The organism is Pantoea sp. M_10 (genome assembly GCF_008631515.1).
Lineage (GTDB): Bacteria > Pseudomonadota > Gammaproteobacteria > Enterobacterales > Enterobacteriaceae > Pantoea > Pantoea anthophila.
In genome coordinates, this window is the sequence record NZ_VWUL01000001.1 from 822,974 (window position 1) to 848,178 (window position 25,205).

Below are 25,205 nucleotides of genomic sequence, written 5' to 3' on the forward strand. Positions count from 1 at the left end.
GAAAGCTGAATTCATGCACAAAAAAACCGCCCTTATGAGGCGGTCATACGACACTGCTTATCATTGATTTTATTGGTAAATCGATATGGTGCCCGGGGCGGGACTTGAACCCGCACGACCTTACGATCGAGGGATTTTAAATCCCTTGTGTCTACCGATTTCACCACCCGGGCAGGGTGTAACTGGAGGCGCGTCCCGGAGTCGAACCGAGGTACACGGATTTGCAATCCGCTGCATAGCCACTCTGCCAACGCGCCTTAAACTGATGTGCCGCCAGGTTAACCTGACCTGCGAATCTGGAGCGGGAAACGAGACTCGAACTCGCGACCCCGACCTTGGCAAGGTCGTGCTCTACCAACTGAGCTATTCCCGCAATTTTCAGCAATTTCGTCGAACCTGCTGATTTTACTTATCTTCTGACAGACACGCTGCCTTTCGATGCGTTGCATTCTACTGACCTGACGCGATGAGTCAATAAAATTATCCTCACCGCCTGTCCGTTTGCTGCTTTTTAAATCGTATCGATCACGGTTCGAGCAGATCGCCGCGCGCCGCGCTTAAATACTGGAACATTGACCAGAAAGTCAGCACCGCAGCCACATACAACGCGACGACACCCACCGCCACAATGGTGGCATCCGGACGCCACAGCAAGGCAAACAGTGAGAACATCTGAGCCGTGGTTTTGACTTTACCAATCCAGGACACCGATACGCTGCTGCGTTTGCCAATCTCCGCCATCCACTCACGCAGCGCAGAGATAATGATCTCGCGCGCAATCATGGTTGCGGCAGGAAGAGTAATCCACCAGGCGTGGAAATATTCTGCGACCAGCACCAGCGCAATCGCGACCATGACTTTGTCCGCCACCGGATCGAGAAAAGCCCCGAAACGCGTCGTCTGCTTCCAGCGGCGCGCCAGGAAGCCATCAAACCAGTCGGTGATGGCTGCAAAGACAAAAATCAATGCGGTAGCAAGCGGTGCCCAGGTGAACGGCAGATAGAAAGCCAGCACAAAGAACGGGATGAGCACGACTCGAAACAGGGTGAGACACGTCGGAATGTTTAATTGCATATGCCGGTAACTGTCTGGATATAGGTAGAATTTAGCCTATGTTCCTACATTGCCCCCCCCGTTTCAATGCTAGTGTTTCAGTGAGTAGTATATTTTTTCTGCCAGCGCATGAGAGATACCGGGCACATTGGCGATCTCCTCCACCGACGCATTCATCAGCGGTTGCAGGCCCCCCATGTACTTGAGCAGTTGCTGACGTCGTTTTGGCCCCACCCCTTCGATGCTCTCCAGTGCACTGGTGTTCTTCACTTTCGCCCGTTTTTTACGGTGGCCCGAAATCGCATGATTGTGAGCGTCGTCACGAATGTGCTGGATCACATGCAGCGCGGGCGAATCAGGCGGCAGCGAAACGCCCTCACCTTCGGCTTCAAAGAACAGCGTCTCCAGTCCGGCTTTACGATCGCTGCCTTTAGCCACGCCGAGCAGAATCGGCCGCGTCTTATCCCAGGGCACGTCCAGTTCCGCAAAGACCTGTATCGCCTGCGCCAGCTGCCCTTTACCGCCATCAATCAGAATGACATCCGGGATCTTCTCTTCTTCAATGGCTTTGCCATAGCGGCGACGCAGCACCTGGCTCATGGCGGCGTAGTCATCGCCCGGCGTAATGCCACTGATGTTGTAGCGGCGATAATCGGCCCGAAGCGGACCGTTCTGGTCAAAGACCACGCAGGAAGCGATGGTCTGCTCACCCATGGTGTGACTGATATCGAAACACTCCATGCGCGTGATCCGGTCAAGCTCAAGGAACTCCGCCAGTGCCATCAGGCGTTGATGAATGGTGGAGTGCTGAGAGAGACGCGTGGTTAACGCGGTCGCGGCATTGGTGCGCGCCAGCTTCAGGTAACGGGCGCGATCGCCGCGCGGCTTGCTCTGAATGTTAACCCGGCGTCCCGCCAGTTCACTCAGAGACTCAGCCAGCAGCTCGCGCTCTGGCAGGGTAAAGTCCAGCAGGATGTCACCTGGCAGGGTGCGAGCCTCGCTGCCCTGCAGATAGAACTGCCCGACAAAGGTCTGCACCACCTCGGCCAGATCGGTATCCACCGGGACTTTCGGGAAGTAGCTGCGGCTACCCAACACTTTACCCTGACGAATAAAGAGCACGTGAAGACAGGCCATACCGGCGTCGTACGCTACGCCCATGACATCGAGGTCATCACCCTGATTCGAGACAAACTGCTTTTCAGTGATCCGCCGCACGGCCTGAATCTGGTCGCGCAGTCGTGCAGCCTCTTCAAAACGCAACCCGGTACTCGCCTCTTCCATGCGTCTGACCAGCTGATTAAGCACCTGATCGTCTTTACCGGCCAGGAACAGGCGCACATAGTCGGTCTGCTGCGCATACTCCTCTTCACTGACCAGCCCGGCCACACAGGGACCCAGGCAGCGGCCTATCTGATATTGCAGACAGGGCCGGGAGCGATTGCGGTAGACGCTGTTTTCGCACTGGCGGATAGGGAACACTTTTTGCAGCAGGCCCAGGGTTTCACGCACCGCGTAGCCATTCGGAAACGGGCCGAAGTATTCGCCTTTGGCATGTTTTGCGCCACGGTGCATCGCCAGACGTGGATGAGTATCGCTGCTGAGGAATATGTAGGGATACGATTTATCATCGCGCAGCAGGACGTTATAGCGCGGCTGATAGAGCTTGATGTAGTTATGCTCAAGCAGCAGCGCTTCGGTTTCGGTATGGGTTACGGTGACATCGATGTGCTGGATATTGCTGACCAGCGCTTCGGTTTTGCGGCTGCCGACCTGCGTGCGGAAGTAGCTGGTCAAACGCTTCTTCAGGTCTTTGGCTTTGCCCACATAGATGACGGTGCCTGAGGCGTCATACATGCGGTAAACACCGGGCTTGCTGGTTACCGTACTCAGAAAAGCTCTGGAATCAAAAACGTCATTCACTACTGATTAACGGCTCCGCATTGTAGAGGCCATGTCGAATGGCCAGATGCGTTAACTCGACGTCGCCACTGATATTCAGTTTGCTGAACATCCGATAGCGGTAACTGTTAACGGTTTTAGGACTGAGATTTAACTGCTCGGAAATTTCCGTCACCTTTTGTCCTCGGGTGATCATCAGCATAATCTGCAATTCCCTTTCCGACAAACAGCTGAAGGGAGATTCCGCTTTTTGTGGTTCAATCTGGCTCAGAGCCATCTGCTGGGCGATGTCTGACGCGATGTAGCGCTGGCCGGCATTGACCGAACGAATCGCGTTGATAACTTCCTGCGGCGCGGCCCCTTTACTGAGGTAACCCGCGGCCCCCGCCTGCATGACTTTGGCAGGCAGCGGATTTTCGGTATGGATAGTCAGCATGATAATTTTGATATCAGGGTTGTAGCGCACGATTTTTCGCGTCGCTTCCAGCCCGCCAATACCCGGCATATTCATGTCCATCAGAATGACATCCACCTGATTGGACCGGCACCATTTGGCCGCATCCTCGCCGCAGTTAACCTCTCCGACCACGGCCAGCCCTTTAACATCCTCCAGGATACGACGGATCCCGGCACGGACAAGTTCATGGTCATCAACAAGAAGCACACTGATCAACGGGGAAACTCCAGAGGCTAAAAAGAGGAAGCAATCAGGTAATGTGAGCGGTAATCATACCCGCTTTTGCCCCAAAAGCACATCAACAAAGCAAAACAGTGGACGCATTGCATCATTACCCTCAGCCGGGCGTGGCGCGTCGCATCAGACTTTTCTGCTCATCATCAGCATCGTTGCATATTGATTAAATTCTCTGTATTTCAGAAGATTAACAACCGCGTTCGGTAAACATGTCTACAACGCATTGCTGTCCGCTCCGGGCCAGTCAATCGTGTGATTACTTTCAGCGATTGATTAGTTGTGCTGGACGAAACGGCCTTTAGCGGCAAAGCGGACCGGCACCATCAGCAACTTACCTCCCCTGTGGTATACTCACGCACTGCTGTGCGGACAGATTGCCGACACATTGTCATTCACCAAGGAGAAACTCATGAGCGATGAAGATTTTGCAACTTCCCAGGAAGCCCGGAAATTAGCGGATGAAATCGCGGGGCTGAAGATGATGATCACCCTGATTCTGAAAGGGATGGGTCAGGCTGATGCGGGAAAAGTGATTATTAACATGGAACGCTATGTACAGACGCTGGGCGACAAACCGCAGGCGGAAGTGTTCAGCAATACCATCAAGCAGATTAAAACCGCCTACCGTCAGTAAGCGTGTTGTGTTGCCCCCAGCCACGGGGGCAATTGACCTAATTATGCGACTGCCAGTTGACCGACACACCCAGCGTCGGCAGCACCTCTTCCGGGCTGAAGCGTCGGGTGCCCCGATACTTCTCTGCCAGCGCAGGCTGAGTCACCGGAATACGGATCGCAAACAGATTATCTTCTGACAGAATCAGGCCGGGTGTGAGCGGCTCATAGACCACCTGATGCTGCTCAAACATCTTCTCCAGCATTGGCGTTGCCGAACTGATGATGTACTCCATGCCGTGCAGTTCCGCCAGCTGTACCGCGTGCCAGAGTATGTTCAGCGGCAGTTCAGCATCCACATCCAAGCGTGCAGAGAAGCGCGACATTTCCCAGACTTTCTCATGGCTGAAGGGCAGCACGATGCCTTCACTCTGCTCAGGCTCAAACCAGGGCATCAGGCGGGCACAGCCGCAGATCCCTGCACGGGCATTCCATGCGATCAGCCAGGTCACATCTGAACGATCGTAGCGATCATACTCCTGTCCTGGCGTGCTCAGGCGCGGCGGAATAGACCACCCTTCGCCGCGCGCAAAGACGCTGTAACGGTAGCTGCCCAGTTCAGCGAGCAAAGAGGATGGCATATCCTTTAACTGCGTTTGCACTATTTTCATCATGCGCCTCTGACATCCCCATGTTGCAATGATTTTTTGCGCCAGCCTGGCAAAGTTCCGGCGCAGGGTAGACAACTGACCCGTACAAAGAAACTGCCAAAGGTGGCAGTTGTTGATGTTCAAATCAGTCCGATTGCGGCTGCATAACAGGCAATCTGCGTTTTATTGGAAACATTGAAACGCTTTTGCATATTTTTTTGATGAAAGTTAACGGTATGTTCAGAGATGGATAAAATAAGTGAAATCTCGACCGCCGTTTTTCCTTCGGCTGTCCATTTCAGAATTTCCAGCTCGCGCTGACTTAACGCATTTTTCAGTACCATCATCGCATCATCGCTAAAGCGTTCCAGCGTATCCAGGCTTAGTTCCGCTAAAAGGTGGAGTTTCACCTCCAGCTCAGCATGGCAGAGCTGGACAGAAATGGGCTGTTGGGACGATATAGATAATATACCAATGACGCGATTTGGTGCCATTGCAGAGCAAGAAAAACCGCTCTGAAGCCCATATTCCCGCGACTCCCGCCACAGGTTGCCTGCGTCAGCAAACTGCGCCTCCGTCCATGCCATCCCCCTCCCTGGTCGCTGACACAAGCTGAGCACCGGGTCCACCGCGTAATAATTCTGCTTCTCATAGCGTTTAACCCATAATGTGGGATAGGTGCTGTATAAATGAATGCGCGGTCGGGTAAATGGCACCGGGTGCTGAATCAAAAAAGCAAAATAATCGAAGCCTAATGATTCCGTAAAATGTTGCAATAACGCCTTCAATTCAGATGAGGTCGTTAATGCCTGAAATTGTTCTTTCACACTGCTTCGCCAGGCGAAATAATTTTCACTACTCATATTGCCTCAGCATTATTTTCACCCGCCCTTCCGATGCTATTCAATCAGACTCATCAGAGAGTTTAAATTTTTCAGAAAAAATGAATATATCGTCAGAGATGAATCCGTTGCCTGATGAAGCGCCTTTTACCTTTCATCGTCATGGCGGAGTGAAAACGTGTCCCTGTCCGGGCAATGTGAGGTCAGTCACGCCATTTTCAATCACATCCTAAGAATAAGATTTTTCTTATAGGATTTCAATGCCTGTCACCTGGTGACACTTTATCGCAAATTTGCAAATGGAGCGGAAATAATAAATAGCGCTACTGCTTATTGAGTAAATAATGAGTAAACAAGACGTTAATTCAATTCGATTAACGCTGCCTCCCCAGGAACCGCCAACATATTTCTCATCAGGAAATAAGATCTTCGTTTTTAAACCTCTCCGGCATGCAGCTGGCTGCCGGATCATCCAGCCGCTGGGAAACGCGGCGAGGCAGGCGGAGAGGCTCGCTGGCCTGCCGCTGCGGGCTCAGGAGCGCAAATGTTGTGCTGCGTTTTTCTGCAGACCTGCGCCAGTTCTGTTGCTTAAGTTAACCCGCGGCTCCTGACCACCCTCTATTTTCTTCTGCCATCCGGCGGCTTTTTGCTGTTTATCATCCTGACAGCCTGCAAAAGAAAAGGTCAGGCAAAAAATCGCTTCCTGATAAGCCTTACTTATCTCTTCAGCCTGATTTCGATCCCGTTAAAAGCGAAGCGGCTGTTTCGTTAGCAGGCTCACCCTTTATCGTAGTTTAGTCAGCAGAATGACATTAAAGGTAGTCACCGGGTTAAACTATCTGAAAAATAATCCTGCCTGTAAAAAAACAGAGATAACGCCCCAGCGCATTTGTTAATTTTCCCTTCTCATTTCACTTAATTCGGCTGTCTGTATGGTGAAATATTTTCATTCTGCCGCTCAGTGACGAGAATTTGATGAGAGAGGAGAAAAAAGGGAACAGCGCATTTATTCGACGGACAGTTTTACTCTTTAAATAGATGGTACTAAAATCAAATGCCTTAATGTTGTTCTCTCAGCGAATGAATGATTTCCGGCCGGTGCCAGATTCCAGCAGATAACTGGACTGAATTTGTACAGATAACTGATCAATTATTAATCAAAGATGGTATTAGTCCTGACTGATGATTTACCGGCAATAGCCCGCGCCCCGCATTCCCAGATGAAAATGTGAAGCGTGTGCCGTGTTGTAATCCGGGCCCAGCGCATTGCCAAACACCTCACATCCCCCCCGCCACAAGGTATGCAGCATGGCCGCTTTTTGCCCGGGCTGCTGCCAGTGACGACTGACCTCAAGCCGCTGACCATCCGCCAGGTGGAAGCCGGTCACATCCCAGGCATCGGCGGTGGCATGTTCACTCAATCGCCCCTGCGCGCGATGATAAATGTTACGGCAGGCGTAGCTGCCAACATGCGTAATCCGTACCAGTGGACTCTGCATATCCCTGGCGGTCTGTTGGCGACTGCGCAGGGCATACATCGTACTGGCAACCGCCATCGGACAGCTCGCCAGAAAGCTGCTGCTGAGGCTCACCGGACCAAATCGCTGAATGCGCAGCGGGTTGCTGAGGGGACAGTTGCCCGTCACTGCCGGTCGTTCGCTGAACGTCACCCACCCGGCCTGCTGAGCGCGGCGCATCACGGCGAGGCAGGCGTCAGGATCGCTGGCCAGCCGTTTCATCTTAAGCTGCGTCATCCAGCCCGGAGGATCGGTAACGGCGAGCGGGGTAAAGGGATTAAACTGCGGTGGCAGATGCTGCTTCAGCCATGGCAGACTCATCCAGCCCAGCGCGATTAACAGCAAAAACAGGATAAGCGTGCGCATAACCCCTCTCGCAGCATGATGATTAGCAAACAAAAAGTGTAGAAGCCAGATTCACGCTGCGCTGTGCAACTGACATAACGTGATGAATCCTTACCCTGGCTGACGCAGGATTAACCAGAATGCGCAACGATTGCTCTGGCTGACCATGGCCGGTGTCACATCAGGTAAAAAACTGTTACCGGCTTTGGGGTGACTTCCTCTATCTTATGCCGACCAGCCCTTCGGGTAAGGCTATTCATTATCAGCCAGCAGAGCTGACACAACATCAAGACAGGAAAGAGTATTCTATGGTCGATCAATCTAAAGATGCCCCCTTGACGCAGGAAGGCCCCGACAAGCTACGGCGCAACCTGCACAACCGACACATTCAGCTGATCGCCATCGGCGGCGCGATCGGAACCGGCCTGTTTATGGGCTCAGGTAAAACCATCAGCCTGGCCGGCCCCTCGATCATTTTCGTCTATATGATCATCGGCTTTATGCTGTTCTTTGTCATGCGCGCGATGGGAGAACTGCTGCTCTCCAATCTGGAGTATAAATCGTTCAGCGACTTTGCCGCGGATCTGCTCGGCCCCTGGGCAGGCTACTTTACCGGCTGGACCTACTGGTTCTGTTGGGTGGTCACCGGCATCGCTGACGTGGTGGCCATCAGCGCCTATTTCCAGCTCTGGTTTCCGGGCTTCTCGATCTGGATGAGCGCCCTGCTCTGCGTGGTGGTCTTTCTGGCGCTTAACATTGCGACCGTCAAGCTGTTCGGCGAGATGGAGTTCTGGTTTGCAATTATTAAAATCGTCGCCATTGTCGCGCTGATCGTGACGGGCATTGTGCTGGTCTCCATCCACTACCCCTCTCCGGGCGGCGGTACGGCGGCACTGAGCAACATCTGGGATCATGGCGGACTGTTCCCGAAAGGGCTCAGCGGCTTCTTTGCCGGATTCCAGATTGCGGTGTTCGCCTTTGTCGGGATTGAACTGGTTGGCACGGCGGCGGCAGAGACTCACGATCCGCATAAAGTCCTGCCACGCGCGATTAATGCCATCCCGCTGCGGGTCATTATGTTTTATGTGCTGGCGCTGATGGTCATTATGGCGGTGACGCCATGGACCCAGGTGATGGCCGATCGCAGCCCGTTTGTTGAGATGTTTGTCCTGATTGGCCTGCCCGCTGCCGCGAGTATCGTCAACTTTGTGGTGCTGACCTCAGCTGCCTCCTCTGCGAACAGCGGCATCTTCTCCACCAGCCGGATGCTCTATGGTCTGTCACAGCAGGGGGTTGCCAGCCGCGCCTTTGGCCGTCTCTCAGCCCGCGCCGTCCCGACCACCGGTCTGTTTTTCTCCTGCTTCTGCCTGCTGGCGGGCGTGGCGTTAATCTACCTCATCCCGGATGTGATGACGGTCTTCACCCTGGTAACCACCGTCTCGGCAATTCTGTTTATGTTTGTCTGGACCATTATCCTGTGCAGCTATCTGGCCTATCGCAAAAAGCATCCGCAGCGTCATGCGGAATCCGGCTTTAAGATGCCGCTGGGCAAGCTGATGTGCTGGGTCTGCATGGCCTTCTTTGCCTTTGTGCTGGTGCTGCTGACCTTGCAGGATGATACGCGTCAGGCGCTGATGGTGACGCCACTCTGGTTCGCCCTGCTGGGTGTGGGCTGGTGGCTGCGTCATCGCGGCTCACGCAGTCGCTAGTTCAGCCTGTCAGAGAGGAAGCCCGGTCAGATGACCGGGCTTTTTTACAGGCGTTCGCCCAGCGCAGAAAAGCTGGCGGACAACGAAGGCCGTTCAGAAGGTAAGCGCTGCGGCCGGGGATCGGGCTGCTGAGGCGTGCCGAGACCAAAGGTAAAGGTATACTTTTCCCCTTCGCCCATACGCAGGTCAGCTATCGTCGTCTGCCCATCCTGCTCACGCAGGGCATAAAAACCGTGGCTGAACCAGGCGACGCGTTCTGCATACCAGCTGCCACGAAACCCTTTGTAAAGTTCGGGATGACGCGGATACCACGTCACCTGTAGCGGACGCGAAGGCGACAGTAACGACCAGTAAGCTTCGCCATAACGGTCGCCGGTCAGGATCACGCTGCGCCAGACCAGCGTATTGAACGCCGTTGGCGTCACCAGTACCTTATCGGTCGGAATCCCCTGCCCGGTCAGCGACTGCCGGATCTGCCAGCCTGCCATGCCCTGAATCACCACGCTCCAGACCAGATAAAGCGAGCTCAGCGTTAATCCCAGCCGGTTGCCGCGCAGTCCCCGTTCGCCGCCACGCCAGAGCGCCACAGCCAGCCCCACCAGCAGCGGCAGCGTATAGAGGGGATCGATAATGTAGATGCTGCCAATCGCATAGGGAAAGTCGGTGAGCGGCAGGCCAAGCTGGGTGCCATACACCGTCATCAGATCGAGCAGCGGGTGCGTGATCAGTGCCAGCCAGATGGCAGGCCACCACGCCCGCCATGCCACCCGTTGACGACACAGCCCCGCCACCAGCCAGGCAACCAGCGGAGAGATCAGCGTGAGCCAGAGCAGCGCATGACTTTCGGTGCGATGCAGCGTCATGTTGCGTATTGCATCGCCATGATCGATAAAGACATCCAGATCGGGCAGGGTGCCGCAGACACCCCCAACCAGTGCCGCCTGCCAGACCGGAACCCGACGCCCCATCACCGCGACGCTGACGGAGGCGCCCAGTACCCACTGCGAAACAGAATCCATAGATTAACTCCGTTACCGAACCGTTAACTTGGGCGGAATCAGCGTACGCGAATGCCTTCAATGATCATGCGCTGAACGTTCTCGACCGTCTGCTCAAAGAACGCGGCGTCGCTGAGGGTCTGTCCGGTCACCGCCTCCACCTGCGTGGCGAAATCGGCATAGTGCTGCGTTGTGGCCCAGAGCATAAAGATCAGATGCTGCGGCTGGACGCCAGCCAGACGCCCTTCATCAATCCAGCGCTCAATTATCGCCGCCTTATCATCCACCAGTTGCTTGAGGTCGCCCGCCAGCTCCCCTTTCAGCAGCGGTGCGCCCTGCAGCATCTCCAGGCAGAACAACCGGGAGGCCTGAGGATGATCCCGCGACACCTCCAGTTTCAGCCGGATATAGCGTCGGATGGCCATCAGTGGATCCTGATCGTGCGCCAGCGCGCGCAGCGGCGCCAGCCAGACATCCAGAATCTGTTTCAGCACCGCCACATAGAGCGCCTCTTTCGAGGGAAAATAGTAGAGCAGATTGGTTTTGGAAACGTCTGCCAGCTCGGCCACCTTATCGAGGCTGGTGCCATGAATACCAAACTGCGAGAACAGGGTCAGCGCCGCATCCAGTATCGCCGCTCGCTTTGCCGCCACCGCGCGTGAACGACGCGTTGGCTTTTTTTCATCGGTTTTCACTGCCTTACCTCATCCGTCAGGTGTCATCGCATCATAGCAAAGGGATCTCTGGCTGCCTAACCAGCGTGCTGCACCTTTTTTGCTCAGCCTGCATGGAAAACGTGCAGCGAATTTTGACCAAACGGTCTGAAATGGACCATCCACTCCACTTTTATTTTTGCTCTTCATTTTAACCCATTGTTATATAAACAATTAAAAATTGTGGCACAGGGTTTGCAGAATTGTGACTGAGCGCAGCCCACAGGGATGAGGCAGGATGCAGTGCCGCGCGTGAAACACCTTTCCCCCATCGCAACGAGGTTTCACATGAAGATAGGCGTCTTTATTCCGATTGGTAACAATGGCTGGCTGATCTCCTCCAATGCACCGCAGTACATGCCAACCTTCGAACTCAACAAGGCAATCGTACTGAAAGCAGAGCATTACCATTTCGACTTTGCGCTTTCGATGATCAAACTGCGCGGCTTCGGCGGAAAAACAGAATTCTGGGATCATAACCTGGAGTCATTCACCCTGATGGCTGGTCTGGCGGCCGTCACCTCACGTATTGAAATTTATGCCACTGCCGCCACCCTGACGCTACCACCCGCCATTGTGGCGCGCATGGCGTCCACCATTGACTCCATCTCTGGCGGCCGTTTCGGCGTCAACCTGGTCACCGGCTGGCAGAAACCGGAATATGAACAGATGGGCATGTGGCCTGGCGATGAGTACTTCAGCAGCCGCTACGCCTATCTGACCGAATACGTTACCGTGCTGCGCGACCTGTGGGGCACCGGAAAATCGGACTTTAAAGGTGAATTCTTCACCATGAACGACTGTCGCGTCAGTCCGCAGCCGCAGCGCCCGATGAAGGTCATCTGCGCCGGTCAGAGCGACGCCGGTATGGCCTTCTCCGCACAGTATGCCGATTACAACTTCTGCTTTGGCAAAGGGGTAAACACCCCTGCCGCGTTCAGCTCAACCTCGATTCGCATGAAACAGGCGGCGGAGAAAGCCGGTCGCGACGTCGGCTCCTACGTCCTGTTCATGATCATTGCCGCGGAAACCGATGAGGAAGCGCGGGCGAAGTGGGAACACTACAAAGCCGGTGCCGATGAAGAGGCGCTCTCCTGGCTGACCACCCAGAGTCAGCAGGATACCAAATCGGGCAGCGACACCAACGTGCGCCAGATGGCCGACCCCACCTCTGCCGTCAACATCAATATGGGTACCCTGGTCGGCTCCTGGGCCAGCGTGGCGCGGATGCTGGATGAAGTGGCTCAGGTTGAAGGCACCCACGGTGTGCTGCTGACCTTTGATGATTTCCTGGAAGGGATCGAGAACTTCGGACAACACATCCAGCCGCTGATGCGCTGTCGCAGCGCCCTGCTGGATGCCCAGAAGGAGGTGGCATGATGAATACCGTTTACTGCGCTCACACGCCTGATGTGACTCAGGTCGAACTGCCAGCCCGGCCGGAGCCGATTGCTTTTCCCCCCGGTCAGAGTGCGCTGATCGTGGTCGATATGCAGAACGCCTACGCCACTGAAGGGGGTTATCTTGACCTGGCGGGCTTTGATGTTTCCGCCACGCAACCGGTGATAGCGAAGATTCATCAGGCGGTGACGGCGGCGCGTGCCGCAGGCGTGCAGATTATCTGGTTCCAGAACGGCTGGGACAGTGACTATGTTGAAGCCGGTGATGCCGGCTCGCCCAACTTCCACAAATCAAATGCGCTGAAAACCATGCGCAAACGACCTGAACTGCAGGGCACGCTGCTTTCCAAAGGCGGCTGGGATTACGCACTGGTGGATGAACTGGTGCCGCAGCCCGGGGACATTGTGCTGCCCAAATCGCGCTACAGCGGCTTCTATAACACGCCGCTCGACAGCATGCTGCGCAGTCGCGGCATTCGTCATCTGATCTTTACCGGCATTGCCACCAATGTCTGTGTGGAATCGACGCTGCGCGACGGCTTCTTTCTGGAGTACTTCGGCGTGGTGCTGGAAGACGCAACCTACCAGGCAGGCCCGCCATTTGCCCAGCAGGCGGCGCTGTTCAATATCGAAACCTTTTTTGGCTGGGTATCGGATGTCGATACCTTCTGCGAAAGCCTGAAAGCCCCCTGATCACCGAGGATGACGCTATGCCAAAAAGTATCATTGTTCCACCGGGCACCACGACGCCCATCGCCCCGTTTGTCCCTGGCACGCTGGCCGATGGCGTGGTCTATGTTTCGGGCACGCTGCCGTTTGATGCTGACAACAACGTGGTGCACGTCGGGGATGCCGCCGCGCAGACCCGCCACGTACTGGAAACCATTAAAAAGGTGATTGAAACCGCGGGTGGCACGATGGCGGATGTCACCTTCAACTCTATTTTTATCACCGACTGGGCAAACTATGGTGCGGTGAACCAGGTCTACGCCGACTACTTTCCCGGCGACAAACCGGCCCGATTCTGTATTCAGTGCGGGCTGGTCAAACCGGATGCGCTGATTGAGATCGCCAGCGTGGCCCACATTGGCAAGCCGGAGGTCTGATGCAACTGGATATTCTGGGCCTGCAAAATCCCGATGCACCGACGCTGGTGCTCTCCTCCGGGCTGGGCGGCGTAGCCGGTTTCTGGCAGCCACAGCTGGCGGCGCTGACGACACGTTATCGGGTGGTCTGTTATGACCAGCGCGGCACCGGACGCAGCGCTGACACGCTGCCGGAGGGCTACAGCATGGCGATGATGGCGGCGGAGCTGGCCGATGCGCTGGCGCAGCACGGCATCCTGCGCTTCAGCCTGATTGGTCATGCGCTGGGTGGCCTGCTGGGGATGCAGCTGGCGCTGGATTACCCGGAGCGGATCGAGCGGATCGTGGTGATCAACGGCTGGCTGTCGCTGCATCCCCATACCCGCCGCTGCTTTCAGGTGCGCCAGGATCTGCTGCTGAACGTCGGCGTGGAGGCCTTTGTCCGTGCCCAGCCGCTGTTTCTCTATCCGGCAGAATGGATGGCGCAGCATCAGACGCGGCTTGATCAGGAGGACAGTCATCATGTCGCCCATTTTCAGGGAATGGAAAACCTGATGCGTCGGCTGCACGCCCTGATGAGCGCGGATTTCAGTGCCCGGGCAGCCGCGATCCCGCAACCGGTGCTGGTGATCGCCAGTGAAGATGACCTGCTGGTGCCGTGGAGCTGCTCATCCGCGCTGGCTGACGCACTGCCCAACGCCACGGAGCAGAGAATGGCCTGGGGCGGACACGCCATGAGCGTCACCGACGCCGAAACCTTTAATGCCCGGCTGCTGCAGTGGCTGGATCAGACTGATGACGTGCAGCCCCTGCAGCGCGTCGTCTAAGCTTTTGCGGAGAAGATTATGAGCCTGGATACCCTTACCCCTGCCGTTGACAAAACGGCCTTTCGTCATGCGATGTCGCGACTGGGCGCGGCGGTCAACATCATTACCACGGAAGGCCCTGCCGGACGCGCAGGCTTCACCGCCTCTGCGGTGTGCAGTGTCACGGATGCGCCCCCTACACTGCTGGTCTGCCTGAACCGTTCGGCCTCGGTTTATCCGGTGTTCCGCGAAAACATGCAGCTCTGCGTCAACACCCTGGCGGCGGGCCATGAAGCGCTCTCCACGCTGTTTGGTGGTAAAACCCCGATGGCTGAGCGGTTTGTGGCTGCAGAGTGGTCGACGGCCGTTACCGGCTCGCCGGTGCTGAGCGGCGCGGTCGCCTCCTTTGACTGCCGGATCACTCAGATTGTCAGCGTCGGCACCCATGACACCCTGTTCTGTGAAGTCCTGGCCGTGGTGCGCAACGACGATTCTCACGGCCTGGCCTGGTTTGACCGGGGATACCATCCCCTGATGCGGCAGGAAGCCTGATAACCCTTCCCTGAAACCCACCGGCATTCATAACGCTCTGGAGTAGACGATGGCACGATCCTGGTTTCCGCAATGGCAAAAGAAGTCGGCTTTAACAGAAAACGGTATTATCGCCCCGGATGAGACACTGCCTGCGGGGCAGACGCTGGTGCTGGGTTTACAACACGCGGTGGCGATGTTTGGCGCAACGGTGCTGATGCCGCTGCTGATGGGACTGGATCCCAATCTGGCGATTCTGGTCTCCGGGATAGGGACCCTGCTGTTCTTCTTTATTACCGGCGGTCGCGTGCCCAGCTATCTCGGGTCGAGCGCCGCGTTTGTGGGCGTTGTGATTGCGGTGACCGGTTTCAGCGGTCAGGGGCTGAACCCCAACCTCAGCGTGGCGCTGGGTGGCGTCATCGCCTGCGGCCTGCTCTATACGCTGATAGGCGTGGTGGTAATGAAATCCGGCACCCGCTGGATTGAGAATCTGATGCCGCCCGTGGTGACCGGAGCCGTGGTGATGGCTATCGGGCTGAATCTGGCGCCGATTGCGGTGCACAGCGTCTCCGCCTCCGCCTTCGACAGCTGGATCGCGGTGATGACCGTATTATGTATTGGCCTGGTGGCCGTCTTTACCCGCGGAATGGTTCAGCGCCTGCTGATTCTGGTGGGGCTGATTCTGGCGTGGGCGATCTATGCCCTGCTGACTAACGTTCTGGGACTGGGCAAGCCGGTGGATTTTACGGCGCTGTCACAGGCGGCGTGGTTTGGTCTGCCGCATACCACCTCGCCGACCTTTGATCTGCATGCGATGGTATTAATCGCCCCCGTCGCCATTATCCTGGTGGCGGAGAACCTCGGCCACCTGAAAGCGGTAGCGGGCATGACCGGACGCAACCTCGACCCGTATATGGGACGCGCCTTTGTGGGCGATGGTCTTGCCACGATGCTCTCCGGTTCAATCGGCGGCAGCGGGGTGACCACCTATGCGGAAAACATCGGGGTGATGGCGGTGACCAAGGTCTACTCGACGCTGGCATTTGTTGCTGCGGCGGTCATCGCGATCCTGGCCGGTTTCTCGCCGAAGTTCGGTGCGCTGATCCACACCATTCCGGCGCCGGTGATCGGCGGTGCTTCGATTGTGGTCTTCGGGCTGATTGCGGTGGCGGGCGCACGCATCTGGGTTCAGAATCAGGTCGATTTAGGCCAGAACAGTAACCTGATCATGGTGGCGACGACGCTGGTCCTTGGCGCAGGTGACTTTGCGCTTAAAATCGGTTCATTCACGCTGGGCGGCATCGGCACGGCGACCTTTGGGGCGATTATCCTCAATGCCATTCTGCGCCGTAACCGCGCCATGCAGCAGGATAAGCTGGCGCGTCAGCAGGGTTAACTACTCCAGCGGTGTGGCAGCAGGCTGCACCGCTTTCTTTCGTTTCAGCCGCAGTTCACTGACAATCACGCCACTGACAATCAGCGCCCCACCCAGCAGCGCCAGTGCAGGCAGTCGCTCACCGGCGATACGTCCGACCACACCCGCCCAGACCGGCTCACCGGCGTAAATAACCGTGGCACGCGTGGGTGACACGCTGCGCTGCGCCCAGTTCATCGTGACCTGAATCAGTGCGCTGGCGGCGCCCAGTCCCAGCGCACTGAACAGCAACGGCATGGAAATCACGGGCACCGTCTCCCCATTGGGGATCATCAGCGCAAAGGCGCACAGCGACGCCACCGCGAGCTGGATCATCGTCACGCGACGCACATCGACCCGACTGGCAAAGCGGCTGATTAAGATAATCTCAGCGGCAATCGCCAGCGTACTGAACAGGGTGGCTATCTCCCCGGCATTCAGGCTGATACGGCCATCCTGCGGCCCCGCCACCAGCAGCAGACCGGTAAAGGCCAGCAGAATCCCCAGCCATGACATGATGCCCGGCGGACGTCGTAAAAACAGCCATTGCAGCAGCGGCACCACCGGCACGTAGAGCGCAGTGAGAAACGCGGACTGACTGCTGGAGATGGTCTGCATTCCCCAGGTCTGCAGACCGTAACCGCCAGCAATCGACAGGCCAATCAGCGTCCCGGCTTTCACTTCCAGCCAGGTTATTCCTTTGAGATAGCGCCGGAAAAAGAGCGCCAGCAGCAGTGCGGCGGTGGCAAAACGCAGACCGACGAAAAAGAACGGTCCCGAGTGCTGCATCGCCCGATGCACCACCAGAAAGGTCCCGCCCCAGATCATAGTTATAAAGATTAACACCAGCTCCTGCCGCGTCAGGCGCAGGGATAAGCCGCGGAGAGTGTCCGACATAATTCACCTGATAAGAGATTCGGACAACATTGTGGAGGAGAGCGAGGGGGAAAAGCAACGACGTTAACCGCCGGATCTTACCGGCGGCTATCAGGGGTTAAGCGTCCGTTTTCTTCGGACTGCTGCGTCCGCCCTTTTCGCCGGCACGCGCGGCACGCTGCGGATCGTTTTTAAAATTACCGCCGCTGTTTTTGCCCCCTTTGCGTCCCGCTTCTGCGGCACGTTCACGGTTTTCAGCAAAATTACCTGAACCGCCACGATGTGTTGTCATGATGTGCTCCTGTCGCGTAGTGCGATAAATAAGAATGAGAAAGTCGAGAGCTGACGGCCCGGGGCCTGGATTCAACCCATGGTTAAAGAATAGCCAGATTCTGCTTTCACCCCGCGCACAGTCACATTTAGCAACAGACTATTCACCACCGATTTGAGTAAATAACGAACATTCCTCTGGCTTACAACCGATTAGCTGCGGAATTATTACACAGCTAAACCCGCCCATTCCTTCCCTCCCCTGCGTAAAACGAAAGCTCTTCTATACTTTTTCTGGACGTCTAAACCACCTGGAGAGATCAATGGCTAAGATTCTGGTGCTTTATTACTCAATGTACGGACATATCGAAACGATGGCGAACGCGGTCGCTGAAGGCGCTCGTCGGGTTCCCGGCGCGGAAGTGGATATCCTGCGGGTGCCAGAAACGATGGAGGCCAGTCGCTTTGCGGAGGTGGGCGGCAAAACCGATCAGCTGGCGGCAGAGGCGACACCGGATGTGCTGCCGCAGTATGACGCCATTATCGTCGGTACCCCGACCCGCTTCGGCAACATGTCCGGTCAGATGCGCACCTTCTGGGATCGCACCGGTGGCCTGTGGGCATCAGGTGCCCTGTTTGGCAAGGTCGCCAGCGTCTTCACCTCAACCGGCACCGGCGGCGGTCAGGAACAGACGATTACCTCGGTCTGGACCACCCTGGCGCATCACGGCATGGTGATCGTGCCCATCGGCTATGGCACCAAAGAGTTGTTTGATATCTCTCAGGTGCGCGGCGGAACACCTTATGGTGCGACAACCCTGGCAGGCGGGGATGGCTCCCGTCAGCCCACGGAAGCGGAGCTGAACATCGCCCGTTTTCAGGGCGAACATGTTGCCAGCCTGACCACTAAACTGCGGGACTGATTTAATCAAAGGAGAAAAGTATGTCTACTGAACAATCAAAAGCACATCACGTTGGCGAATGGGCCAGTCTGCGTCATACCTCCCCTGAAATTGCTGAGGCCATTTTCGAAGTGGCTGATTACGATGAGAGACTGGCAGAAGAGATCTGGCGTCAGCAGGGCAGTGACGATGTACTGATTCGCGCCTTTGAAAAAACCGATAAAGATCTCCTGACCTGGGATGACAAACCCGTAGAACGTAAAAACGTCTGATTCAGGGGCGGGATCTTCCCGCCCTCAATTTTTTCGCTCACCAAGGAGAACGCTATGTCTTCCTATCAAAGCATTAATCCCGCCAACAACCAGTTGCTGAAGAGCTGGCCATCCCATGATGATGCCGCCGTCAGCCATGCCCTGGAGGTCGCTGACCAGCTGTTCCACTCCTCCTGGAGCAAAGGGGAGATTCAGCCACGCCTGCAGGTACTGAAAAAGCTGGCTGACCTGATTGATAGCCGTGCGGAAGAACTCGCCACCATCGCCAGTAAAGAGATGGGTAAACTGATTGGTCAGAGCCGGGGCGAAGTCAAAATCTGCTCGCAGATTGCCCGCTACTACGCGGAGAATGCTGAGCGCATCCTGCAGCCGCACACCTACCCCAGTGAGCTGGGCGAAGCCTGGGTTGAGTATCACCCGATTGGTGTTCTGGTGGCCGTTGAGCCGTGGAACTTCCCCTACTATCAGCTGATGCGCGTGCTGGCGCCTAACCTCGCGCTGGGTAACCCGGTGCTGGCAAAACATGCCAATATCGTGCCGCACTGTGCCGATGTCTTTGAAAAACTGGTTCGCGAAGCAGGTGCGCCTGAAGGCGCCTGGACGAATCTGTTTATCTCTACGGAGCAGGTCGCGGATCTGATTGCTGACGACCGGGTTCAGGGGGTTGCCCTGACCGGTTCCGAGCGCGCCGGTAGCGCCGTGGCCGAACAGGCCGGTAAGCACCTGAAGAAATCGACGCTGGAGCTGGGCGGCAACGACGTCTTTGTCGTACTGGATGATGCCGATCTTGATGAGGCCGTGCGTCAGGGTGTGCAGGCGCGCCTGAGCAACTGCGGTCAGGTCTGTACGGCGGCAAAACGGTTTATTCTGCATGAGAAAATTGCCGATCGCTTTATCAGCCAGTTCAGTGCGGCGCTGAGCGCGGCGACGCTGGGCGATCCGCTGGATGAGAAGACCACGCTCGGTCCGCTTTCCTCCGCAGATGCGCGCGACCGTCTGGTTAAACAGGTTGATGAAGCTGTCGCCAGCGGCGCAAAACTGCTGACCGGCGGTAAAGCCGTTGACGGCGTGGGCTGCTATTACCAGCCCACGATTCTGACCGGCATCACACCCGATAATCCGGCTTACTATCAGGAGTTCTTTGGCCCGGTGGCACAGGTCTATGTGGTGGCTGACGATCAGGCCGCGGTGGCGCTGGCCAACGACTCTCACTATGGTCTTGGCGGCTCCGTCTGGACGCGGGATATTGCCCGTGGTCGCAGGCTCGCTTCTGCCATTGAAACCGGCATGGTGTTTATTAACTCGCAGAGCGATACCTCCGCCGAGCTGCCTTTTGGCGGCGTGAAACGTTCCGGCTATGGTCGTGAACTTTCCGATCTGGGTATCAAAGAGTTTGCTAACCAGAAACTGGTTGTTGTGGCGGGATAGGCTGCCGCAGGTATAAAAAAACCCCGTCTCGACGGGGTTTTTTATTGTCAGCAGGATGGGGAAATTACGGTGTCGCTTCAGCCGCTGACTTTGTTTTATCGTTCTGCGCGCTGGCAGACGGTGTTGCAGTATCAGCCTTATCAGCCGGGGCGTTGTCACTGGCTGATTTCGCCGCTGCGTTATCCGCTTTGGCAGCAGCCGCGTTCTCCGCTTTGGCCTTCTCAGCCGCCGCTTTATCAGCGGCAGCTTTTTCCGCTTTAGCCTTCTCCGCTGCGGCTTTGTCAGCGGCAGCTTTCTCCGCTCGGGCCTTCTCTGCTGCGGCTTTATCGGCGGCAGCTTTCTCCGCTCTGGCCTTCTCCGCTGCGGCTTTGTCGACGGCGGCTTTATCTGCAGCAGTCTTATCCGCATCCGACTGCGCTTTGTCTGCGGTCGCCTTATCGGCTTCTGCTTTGTCAGCGGCGGCATCCTGCGTCGCAGCAGCTTTCGCACTGTCGTCATCAGATGGCGTCGCGGCGGCTGGCTGTGGTGCAGCGGCTGGCTGCATTGGCGTGCCCTGCAGCGCCGCGTTCAGCGCCTGAGAGAACTGATCCCAGCTGCAATAGCCGTTAGCATCCGTCGGGCAGCCCGCCAGTTGCAGCGTCACACGTTTTGGCGGGTTTTTCAGACTCAGCACGTCCGCATTGCGCAGCTGATCGGCGCTCTGATAGACATATTCGACTTTGAGCAGGTCTTTGTCATTTTTCGCGTCGTGCCAGCGTTCAAAGACAACCTGACCACCAATCGGCGTTTTTTCCCAGGTATCAGGCAGCTCATACGGCTTCACCTGCAACGCGCTCAGCAGCGAGGCAATGTTGGAATCGTGCCCCACCATCAGCGTAATAGCTGGTGCGCTGGCTTTATCCTGATCCACCAGCTGACTGCGGATGTAATCCACCAGCGGGGCCGCCACTTCGCGCGAGATATCCGGACTGGTAAACAGCGCGTCCTGATAGCCATTTTTAATGGCCGACAGCTCTTTCCACTGTTCAGGCGTCTTGATCTGTCCCCACGCCACCTGCTCCAGCGGGAAACCTTCATAATATTGCAGGGTGAACGCATCCATCAGCGAGTTACCCACTTTCAGCGGGCCACTGACATTCGGCTCTTTGCCATTTTCCGCGCTGAAGGTGTTCTGACCGCTGCTCAGATCGCACTGCTTTTTATTGTTACAGGCAGGCGAAGATTTATAGTCAACAATCTTCTCAAGACGCTGGAAAGCAGGCTTCAGCGAGAGTTTTTCATTTTCGGCAGCCATCGCGGCCAGCGCTTTCTTGTTGAAGGCTTCGCTGCCATCCGTGATGACCGGATTAAAGATAGGATCCATGGTGCCCATCGCATCCTGATGCGTGACCGCGATGTCACAGCCCGGGAAGGCGCCATTGACAAAGAACTGGGCGGTCGCAACGGTACGCTGCAGGCTGTTGGCATAGACAAAGACATTATGGCTGTCAGGACAGCTGCCGTTCTTCGCCAGCCCCTGCTGGGCCAGCCACTGACGGGTATAGTTACCCATGTAGATTTCCAGCACGCCACCTTTGGTGGTCAGCTGACCGCCAGGAACGTCCCACTGCGGCCAGCTTTTTTTAGTGGACTGCTCCAGCACGCTGCCGTTATCGGCCAGCGGCGCACGCAGATTGTGACGGCTTAGCATCAGGACCTGCTGCAGCTGCATATCACCTTCAGCCGCCAGCGCGACGGTTCCGACCGGCAATGCTGCGAGCACTGACAATGCGCAAAGACTCAGTTTCTTGATCATTGTGCCTATTCCATTCATTCAGTAAAGAAACACTCTGGCTATCAACCGATTAGCTCGCCTCAGAGCGACGTAATCCCTAGTGTAACTCAGCTCGCCTCAGAAAAGCGCCAGATGTTTGCAAAAACGGTGAGTAGACTATAGCAGAGAGGATAAAGAGAGATGAATGCAAAGCCGGATGCGGCTCAGTGCGCCTTTTCGGCATGGCAGAAGAACAGAGGAAGGCAGAAACGAAACAGGCCAGCACTGAGTGCTGGCCTGTAAAATCTGGCGGAGGAGGAGAGATTCGAACTCTCGGATGGTTTCCCATCGGCGGTTTTCAAGACCGCTGCCTTAAGCCACTCGGCCACCCCTCCGTTTTGAAACAGTACTGCATTGGCAAAATAATCAGCTGACATTTTGCCACTTTATTGCCCGAGGCAGATAAAGTGGCGGAGGAGGAGAGATTCGAACTCTCGGATGGTTTCCCATCGGCGGTTTTCAAGACCGCTGCCTTAAGCCGCTCGGCCACCCCTCCGCAATGACGCGCACTATAAACATCCCGATTATCGATGTAAAGCCTGTACCTGACTGTTCGCATGAAAAACAGCCATTTCCTGTTTTTTCGCTGTCAAAATCACCACTCTGCTCAAACAATTAGCAGATTAGCGCGTAAAGAAGGGTAAAACGGCTTTTCCCTCTTTAATGGCCTGCGTATTCTCGGCTCATATTTAGTGTTCTGCTTAAAGGAGCGCAACATGGAAAGAATTGTCACCTCATCGCAGTCCTCACTGCTCTCAACGCACAAAGTTCTGCGCAATACCTATTTTCTGCTGGGATTAACCCTGGCTTTCTCAGCCGTGACGGCCACGGCCAGCACCCTGCTGGCGTTACCCGCTCCCGGTCTGATCCTGATGCTGGTCGGCTTCTATGGTCTGATGTTTTTAACCTACCGTCTGGCTAACAGCCCGATGGGCATCCTAGCCGCCTTTGCCTTCACCGGCTTCCTGGGTTACTGCCTGGGTCCGATCCTGAGCTCTTTCCTGACCGCAGGGATGGGGGATGTAATCGCACTGGCGCTGGGTGGAACGGCGCTGGTCTTCTTCTGCTGTTCCGCGTATGTGCTGACGACCCGCCGTGATATGTCCTTCCTTGGCGGAATGATGATGGCAGGCTTTGTGGTGCTGCTGGTCGCGGTAGTGGCCAATCTCTTCCTGCAGTTACCTGCTCTGCATCTGGCTATCAGCGCCCTGTTCATTCTGTTTTCAGCCGGCGCGATTTTGTGGGAAACCAGCAATATCATCCACGGCGGAGAAACAAACTATATCCGGGCCACGGTCAGCCTCTATGTTTCACTCTATAACATCTTTGTCAGCCTGCTGAGCCTGCTCGGTTTTGCCCGCAGCAACTGATAGACACGTGCATCAGCGTTGAAAACCCCGCTCCGGCGGGGTTTTTGCTTTTACTGTTACGCCAGTTTGCTACACTGCGCCGTCATTTACAGAGAGGAAGTCACGTGAATTTTAACGGTAACGAAATCGCCGTCGATGCCGAAGGCTATCTGAAAAATCCCAGCGACTGGAGTGCAGCGCTGGCTGAACATATTGCCGCGCAGGAAGGCCTTACGCTGACCGACGCCCACTGGGAGGTCGTCCATTTTGTACGCGCCTTCTATCTGGAATTTAACACTTCCCCCGCCGTACGAATGCTGGTGAAGGCGATGGCGAAGAAGTATGGAGAAGAGAAAGGCAACAGCCGCTATCTGTTTCGTCTTTTCCCTGACGGGCCGGCTAAGCAGGCGACGAAAATCGCAGGCCTGCCCAAACCGGCCAAATGTCTCTGACTATCCGGTCGTAAAGCCGCGTGGGGGCGATGACGGCTGGTGCGGCTCCACCCGTACACTGTCCACCCGCGCGCTGCGTGGCCCGCCCGCTTTAAGCCAAGCGATGAGGGCCTCGACCTTTTCCGCCTCGCCCCAGGCCAGCACTTCGACACTGCCATCCTCCAGGTTACGCGCATAGCCCAGCACATCCAGCGCGCGGGCTTCAGCCCGGGTGCTGTAACGGAATCCGACGCCCTGCACGCGGCCATAAACCCATGCTTTAAAACAGGCTGCTGACATACTGCCCTCCTGCTGCTGTTCGTTGCAATTTCCCGTTATCCACCGGACAATGGCACCTCATTTTTTCAGGTAAGCATAGCAAACTATGACAGTCAGATTGATTCTCGCAAAGGGACGTGAAAAGTCCCTGCTCCGTCGCCATCCCTGGGTCTTTTCAGGCGCTGTCGCGCGTCTGGAAGGTAAAGCGCAACTGGGTGAAACCATTGACGTGTGTGACAGTAACGGCAAATGGCTGGCGCGCGCCGCCTATTCTCCTCAGTCACAGATTCGCGCCCGTGTCTGGAGCTGGCAGGCCGATGAATCCATCGATATCGCCTTCTTTGTGCGCCGTTTTGAGCAGGCGCAGCAGTGGCGCACATGGCTGGCAGCGCGCGACGGTCTGGACAGCTATCGTCTGATCGCCGGTGAATCTGATGGTTTACCGGGCGTCACCATTGACCGCTTTGGCAATTTTTTTGTTCTGCAGCTGCTCTCCGCTGGAGCCGAATACCAGCGTGCGGCGATCATTACTGCCCTGCAGCAATGTTTCCCCGGCTGTGCTGTCTATGACCGCTCCGACGTCGCCGTGCGGAAGAAAGAGGGTCTGGAACTGACGCAGGGCACGATTACCGGCGAACTGCCGCCGCCTCTGCTGCCGATTACTGAGCATGGCATGAAGCTGCTGGTTGATATCCAGGGCGGCCATAAAACCGGCTACTACCTCGATCAGCGAGACAGCCGTCTCGCCACCCGCCGTTACGCTCAGGATGCCCGGGTACTTAACTGCTTCTCCTATACCGGTGGATTCGCCGTCTCGGCATTGATGGGCGGCTGTAAAGAGGTGATCAGCGTTGATACTTCGCAGGAAGCGCTGGATGTGGCACGTCAGAACGTCGAACTGAATGAACTCGACCTCTCCCGCGCGCGCTTTGAGCGTGATGATGTCTTCAAACTGCTGCGTCGCTATCGTGACAGTGGGGAGAAATTTGATCTGATCATTATGGATCCGCCGAAGTTCGTCGAAAACAAAAGTCAGCTGATGGGCGCCTGTCGCGGCTATAAAGATATCAACATGCTCGCCATTCAGTTGCTGAATCCCGGTGGCGTTCTGCTGACCTTCTCCTGTTCCGGTCTGATGGCCACCGAACTGTTCCAGAAGATCATTGCCGATGCCGCACTGGATGCCGGCCGCGAGGTGCAGTTTATTGAACAGTTCCGTCAGGCAGCGGATCATCCGGTGATCGCCAGTTACCCGGAGGGACTCTACCTGAAAGGTTTCGCCTGCCGCGTCATGTGACTTGAAAAATTGGCTCC

The 25,205-nt window shown here is 56.2% G+C and carries 26 protein-coding genes and 5 tRNA genes; 14 read left to right on the forward strand and 17 right to left on the reverse strand.

The window, feature by feature from the left end; all coding sequences use genetic code 11:
- Nucleotides 1-86: 86 nt before the first annotated feature.
- The 6 genes from F3I47_RS03955 to uvrY form a co-directional block, all read right to left on the reverse strand.
- Nucleotides 87-173: transfer RNA gene (locus F3I47_RS03955), tRNA-Leu, on the reverse strand.
- Nucleotides 174-183: 10 nt separating this feature from the next.
- Nucleotides 184-257 (reverse strand) — tRNA-Cys (locus F3I47_RS03960).
- A 40-nt stretch (nt 258-297) separates the two neighbouring features.
- Nucleotides 298-373, reverse strand: a tRNA-Gly gene (locus F3I47_RS03965).
- Between the two features lie 152 nt (nt 374-525).
- On the reverse strand, nt 526-1,074 hold the full coding sequence (gene pgsA, locus F3I47_RS03970; protein ID WP_009090977.1) for a CDP-diacylglycerol--glycerol-3-phosphate 3-phosphatidyltransferase: 549 nt from the start codon (nt 1,072-1,074) through the stop codon (nt 526-528).
- 69 nt (nt 1,075-1,143) lie between these two features.
- A complete protein-coding gene (gene uvrC / locus F3I47_RS03975) occupies nt 1,144-2,976 on the reverse strand; it encodes an excinuclease ABC subunit UvrC (RefSeq protein ID WP_150041067.1) in 1,833 nt (610 codons plus the stop codon).
- Nucleotides 2,969-3,628, reverse strand: coding sequence for a UvrY/SirA/GacA family response regulator transcription factor (gene uvrY / locus F3I47_RS03980; RefSeq protein ID WP_009090981.1), 660 nt, complete (start codon nt 3,626-3,628; stop codon nt 2,969-2,971). The genes uvrC and uvrY overlap by 8 nt, the downstream gene beginning before the upstream one ends.
- A 430-nt stretch (nt 3,629-4,058) precedes the next feature.
- Here uvrY and F3I47_RS03985 point away from each other — a divergent pair, with 430 nt between their 5' ends.
- The gene (locus tag F3I47_RS03985) at nt 4,059-4,283 is read left to right on the forward strand and encodes a DUF2594 family protein (protein WP_003849983.1); all 225 of its coding nucleotides are present in this window, start codon (nt 4,059-4,061) and stop codon (nt 4,281-4,283) included.
- A 37-nt stretch (nt 4,284-4,320) separates the two neighbouring features.
- Here the strand turns inward: F3I47_RS03985 and F3I47_RS03990 are convergent, their stop codons facing one another.
- The 3 genes from F3I47_RS03990 to F3I47_RS04000 form a co-directional block, all read right to left on the reverse strand.
- Entirely contained in the window at nt 4,321-4,932 is a 612-nt protein-coding gene (locus tag F3I47_RS03990; RefSeq protein ID WP_033736343.1) for an acyl-homoserine-lactone synthase, read from the reverse strand.
- Between the two features lie 119 nt (nt 4,933-5,051).
- Nucleotides 5,052-5,774 carry a transcriptional regulator SdiA gene (sdiA, locus tag F3I47_RS03995; RefSeq protein WP_009090985.1) on the reverse strand — a complete coding sequence of 241 codons (723 nt, stop codon included), beginning with the start codon at nt 5,772-5,774 and terminating at the stop codon, nt 5,052-5,054.
- Nucleotides 5,775-6,940: 1,166 nt separating this feature from the next.
- Nucleotides 6,941-7,636: an extensin family protein gene (locus F3I47_RS04000; RefSeq protein ID WP_150029700.1), complete on the reverse strand. Its 696-nt coding sequence runs from the start codon at nt 7,634-7,636 to the stop codon at nt 6,941-6,943.
- A gap of 287 nt (nt 7,637-7,923) precedes the next feature.
- On the opposite strand from F3I47_RS04000, the gene cycA reads away from it, so the two are divergent.
- Nucleotides 7,924-9,324 carry a D-serine/D-alanine/glycine transporter gene (gene cycA / locus F3I47_RS04005; RefSeq protein ID WP_046101562.1) on the forward strand — a complete coding sequence of 467 codons (1,401 nt, stop codon included), beginning with the start codon at nt 7,924-7,926 and terminating at the stop codon, nt 9,322-9,324.
- 44 nt (nt 9,325-9,368) lie between these two features.
- Here the strand turns inward: cycA and F3I47_RS04010 are convergent, their stop codons facing one another.
- Both F3I47_RS04010 and rutR read right to left on the reverse strand, forming a co-directional pair.
- Nucleotides 9,369-10,343 carry a metal-dependent hydrolase gene (locus F3I47_RS04010; RefSeq protein WP_150029701.1) on the reverse strand — a complete coding sequence of 325 codons (975 nt, stop codon included), beginning with the start codon at nt 10,341-10,343 and terminating at the stop codon, nt 9,369-9,371.
- A 38-nt stretch (nt 10,344-10,381) separates the two neighbouring features.
- Nucleotides 10,382-11,017, reverse strand: a complete 636-nt coding sequence (gene rutR / locus F3I47_RS04015) for an HTH-type transcriptional regulator RutR (RefSeq protein ID WP_009090993.1) — start codon at nt 11,015-11,017, stop codon at nt 10,382-10,384.
- 306 nt (nt 11,018-11,323) lie between these two features.
- On the opposite strand from rutR, the gene rutA reads away from it, so the two are divergent.
- Genes rutA through rutG form a run of 6 tightly spaced genes read left to right on the forward strand, consistent with a single transcriptional unit; the run spans nt 11,324 to nt 16,253 of the window.
- Nucleotides 11,324-12,415 (forward strand): pyrimidine utilization protein A, encoded by a 1,092-nt coding sequence (rutA, locus tag F3I47_RS04020; RefSeq protein ID WP_009090995.1) that lies wholly within the window; start codon nt 11,324-11,326, stop codon nt 12,413-12,415.
- Nucleotides 12,415-13,128 (forward strand): pyrimidine utilization protein B, encoded by a 714-nt coding sequence (gene rutB / locus F3I47_RS04025; protein ID WP_033736577.1) that lies wholly within the window; start codon nt 12,415-12,417, stop codon nt 13,126-13,128. The genes rutA and rutB overlap by 1 nt, the downstream gene beginning before the upstream one ends.
- 17 nt (nt 13,129-13,145) lie before the next feature.
- Nucleotides 13,146-13,541, forward strand: coding sequence for a pyrimidine utilization protein C (gene rutC / locus F3I47_RS04030; protein WP_009090999.1), 396 nt, complete (start codon nt 13,146-13,148; stop codon nt 13,539-13,541).
- Nucleotides 13,541-14,347, forward strand: coding sequence for a pyrimidine utilization protein D (gene rutD, locus F3I47_RS04035; protein ID WP_150029702.1), 807 nt, complete (start codon nt 13,541-13,543; stop codon nt 14,345-14,347). Before rutC ends, rutD begins: the two co-directional genes overlap by 1 nt.
- A gap of 18 nt (nt 14,348-14,365) precedes the next feature.
- Nucleotides 14,366-14,878 (forward strand): NADH-dependent FMN reductase RutF, encoded by a 513-nt coding sequence (gene rutF / locus F3I47_RS04040; RefSeq protein WP_033736345.1) that lies wholly within the window; start codon nt 14,366-14,368, stop codon nt 14,876-14,878.
- Between the two features lie 49 nt (nt 14,879-14,927).
- Nucleotides 14,928-16,253: a pyrimidine utilization transport protein G gene (gene rutG / locus F3I47_RS04045; RefSeq protein WP_058958004.1), complete on the forward strand. Its 1,326-nt coding sequence runs from the start codon at nt 14,928-14,930 to the stop codon at nt 16,251-16,253.
- On the opposite strand, the gene F3I47_RS04050 is transcribed toward rutG, so the two are convergent.
- Nucleotides 16,254-17,168 (reverse strand): DMT family transporter, encoded by a 915-nt coding sequence (locus F3I47_RS04050; RefSeq protein WP_150029703.1) that lies wholly within the window; start codon nt 17,166-17,168, stop codon nt 16,254-16,256. It abuts the gene before it with no gap.
- Nucleotides 17,169-17,265: 97 nt separating this feature from the next.
- A complete protein-coding gene (locus tag F3I47_RS04055) occupies nt 17,266-17,439 on the reverse strand; it encodes a general stress protein (protein ID WP_009091008.1) in 174 nt (57 codons plus the stop codon).
- Between the two features lie 301 nt (nt 17,440-17,740).
- Between F3I47_RS04055 and wrbA the strand changes: the two genes are divergently transcribed.
- Genes wrbA through F3I47_RS04070 form a run of 3 tightly spaced genes read left to right on the forward strand, consistent with a single transcriptional unit; the run spans nt 17,741 to nt 20,019 of the window.
- On the forward strand, nt 17,741-18,340 hold the full coding sequence (gene wrbA, locus F3I47_RS04060; protein WP_150029704.1) for an NAD(P)H:quinone oxidoreductase: 600 nt from the start codon (nt 17,741-17,743) through the stop codon (nt 18,338-18,340).
- 20 nt (nt 18,341-18,360) lie between these two features.
- Complete coding sequence (locus F3I47_RS04065) at nt 18,361-18,591, forward strand: YccJ family protein (protein ID WP_009091011.1); 231 nt, start codon at nt 18,361-18,363, stop codon at nt 18,589-18,591.
- Between the two features lie 54 nt (nt 18,592-18,645).
- Nucleotides 18,646-20,019, forward strand: coding sequence for an NAD-dependent succinate-semialdehyde dehydrogenase (locus F3I47_RS04070; RefSeq protein ID WP_046101556.1), 1,374 nt, complete (start codon nt 18,646-18,648; stop codon nt 20,017-20,019).
- 64 nt (nt 20,020-20,083) lie between these two features.
- Here the strand turns inward: F3I47_RS04070 and agp are convergent, their stop codons facing one another.
- The 3 genes from agp to F3I47_RS04085 all read right to left on the reverse strand — a co-directional run bounded on the left by agp (nt 20,084) and on the right by F3I47_RS04085 (nt 22,328).
- Nucleotides 20,084-21,814: a bifunctional glucose-1-phosphatase/inositol phosphatase gene (agp, locus tag F3I47_RS04075; protein ID WP_150029705.1), complete on the reverse strand. Its 1,731-nt coding sequence runs from the start codon at nt 21,812-21,814 to the stop codon at nt 20,084-20,086.
- A 265-nt stretch (nt 21,815-22,079) separates the two neighbouring features.
- Nucleotides 22,080-22,167, reverse strand: a tRNA-Ser gene (locus F3I47_RS04080).
- Nucleotides 22,168-22,240: 73 nt separating this feature from the next.
- A tRNA-Ser gene (locus F3I47_RS04085) sits at nt 22,241-22,328 on the reverse strand.
- A 220-nt stretch (nt 22,329-22,548) separates the two neighbouring features.
- On the opposite strand from F3I47_RS04085, the gene yccA reads away from it, so the two are divergent.
- Together yccA and F3I47_RS04095 are read left to right on the forward strand one after the other, a co-directional pair.
- Nucleotides 22,549-23,202, forward strand: coding sequence for an FtsH protease modulator YccA (gene yccA / locus F3I47_RS04090; RefSeq protein ID WP_009091017.1), 654 nt, complete (start codon nt 22,549-22,551; stop codon nt 23,200-23,202).
- Between the two features lie 104 nt (nt 23,203-23,306).
- Nucleotides 23,307-23,633 carry a TusE/DsrC/DsvC family sulfur relay protein gene (locus F3I47_RS04095; RefSeq protein WP_009091019.1) on the forward strand — a complete coding sequence of 109 codons (327 nt, stop codon included), beginning with the start codon at nt 23,307-23,309 and terminating at the stop codon, nt 23,631-23,633.
- On the opposite strand, the gene yccX is transcribed toward F3I47_RS04095, so the two are convergent.
- The gene (yccX, locus tag F3I47_RS04100) at nt 23,634-23,912 is read right to left on the reverse strand and encodes an acylphosphatase (RefSeq protein ID WP_150029706.1); all 279 of its coding nucleotides are present in this window, start codon (nt 23,910-23,912) and stop codon (nt 23,634-23,636) included. It lies immediately after the preceding gene.
- Nucleotides 23,913-23,997: 85 nt separating this feature from the next.
- Here yccX and rlmI point away from each other — a divergent pair, with 85 nt between their 5' ends.
- On the forward strand, nt 23,998-25,188 hold the full coding sequence (gene rlmI, locus F3I47_RS04105) for a 23S rRNA (cytosine(1962)-C(5))-methyltransferase RlmI (RefSeq protein WP_009091023.1): 1,191 nt from the start codon (nt 23,998-24,000) through the stop codon (nt 25,186-25,188).
- Nucleotides 25,189-25,205 lie beyond the last annotated feature (17 nt).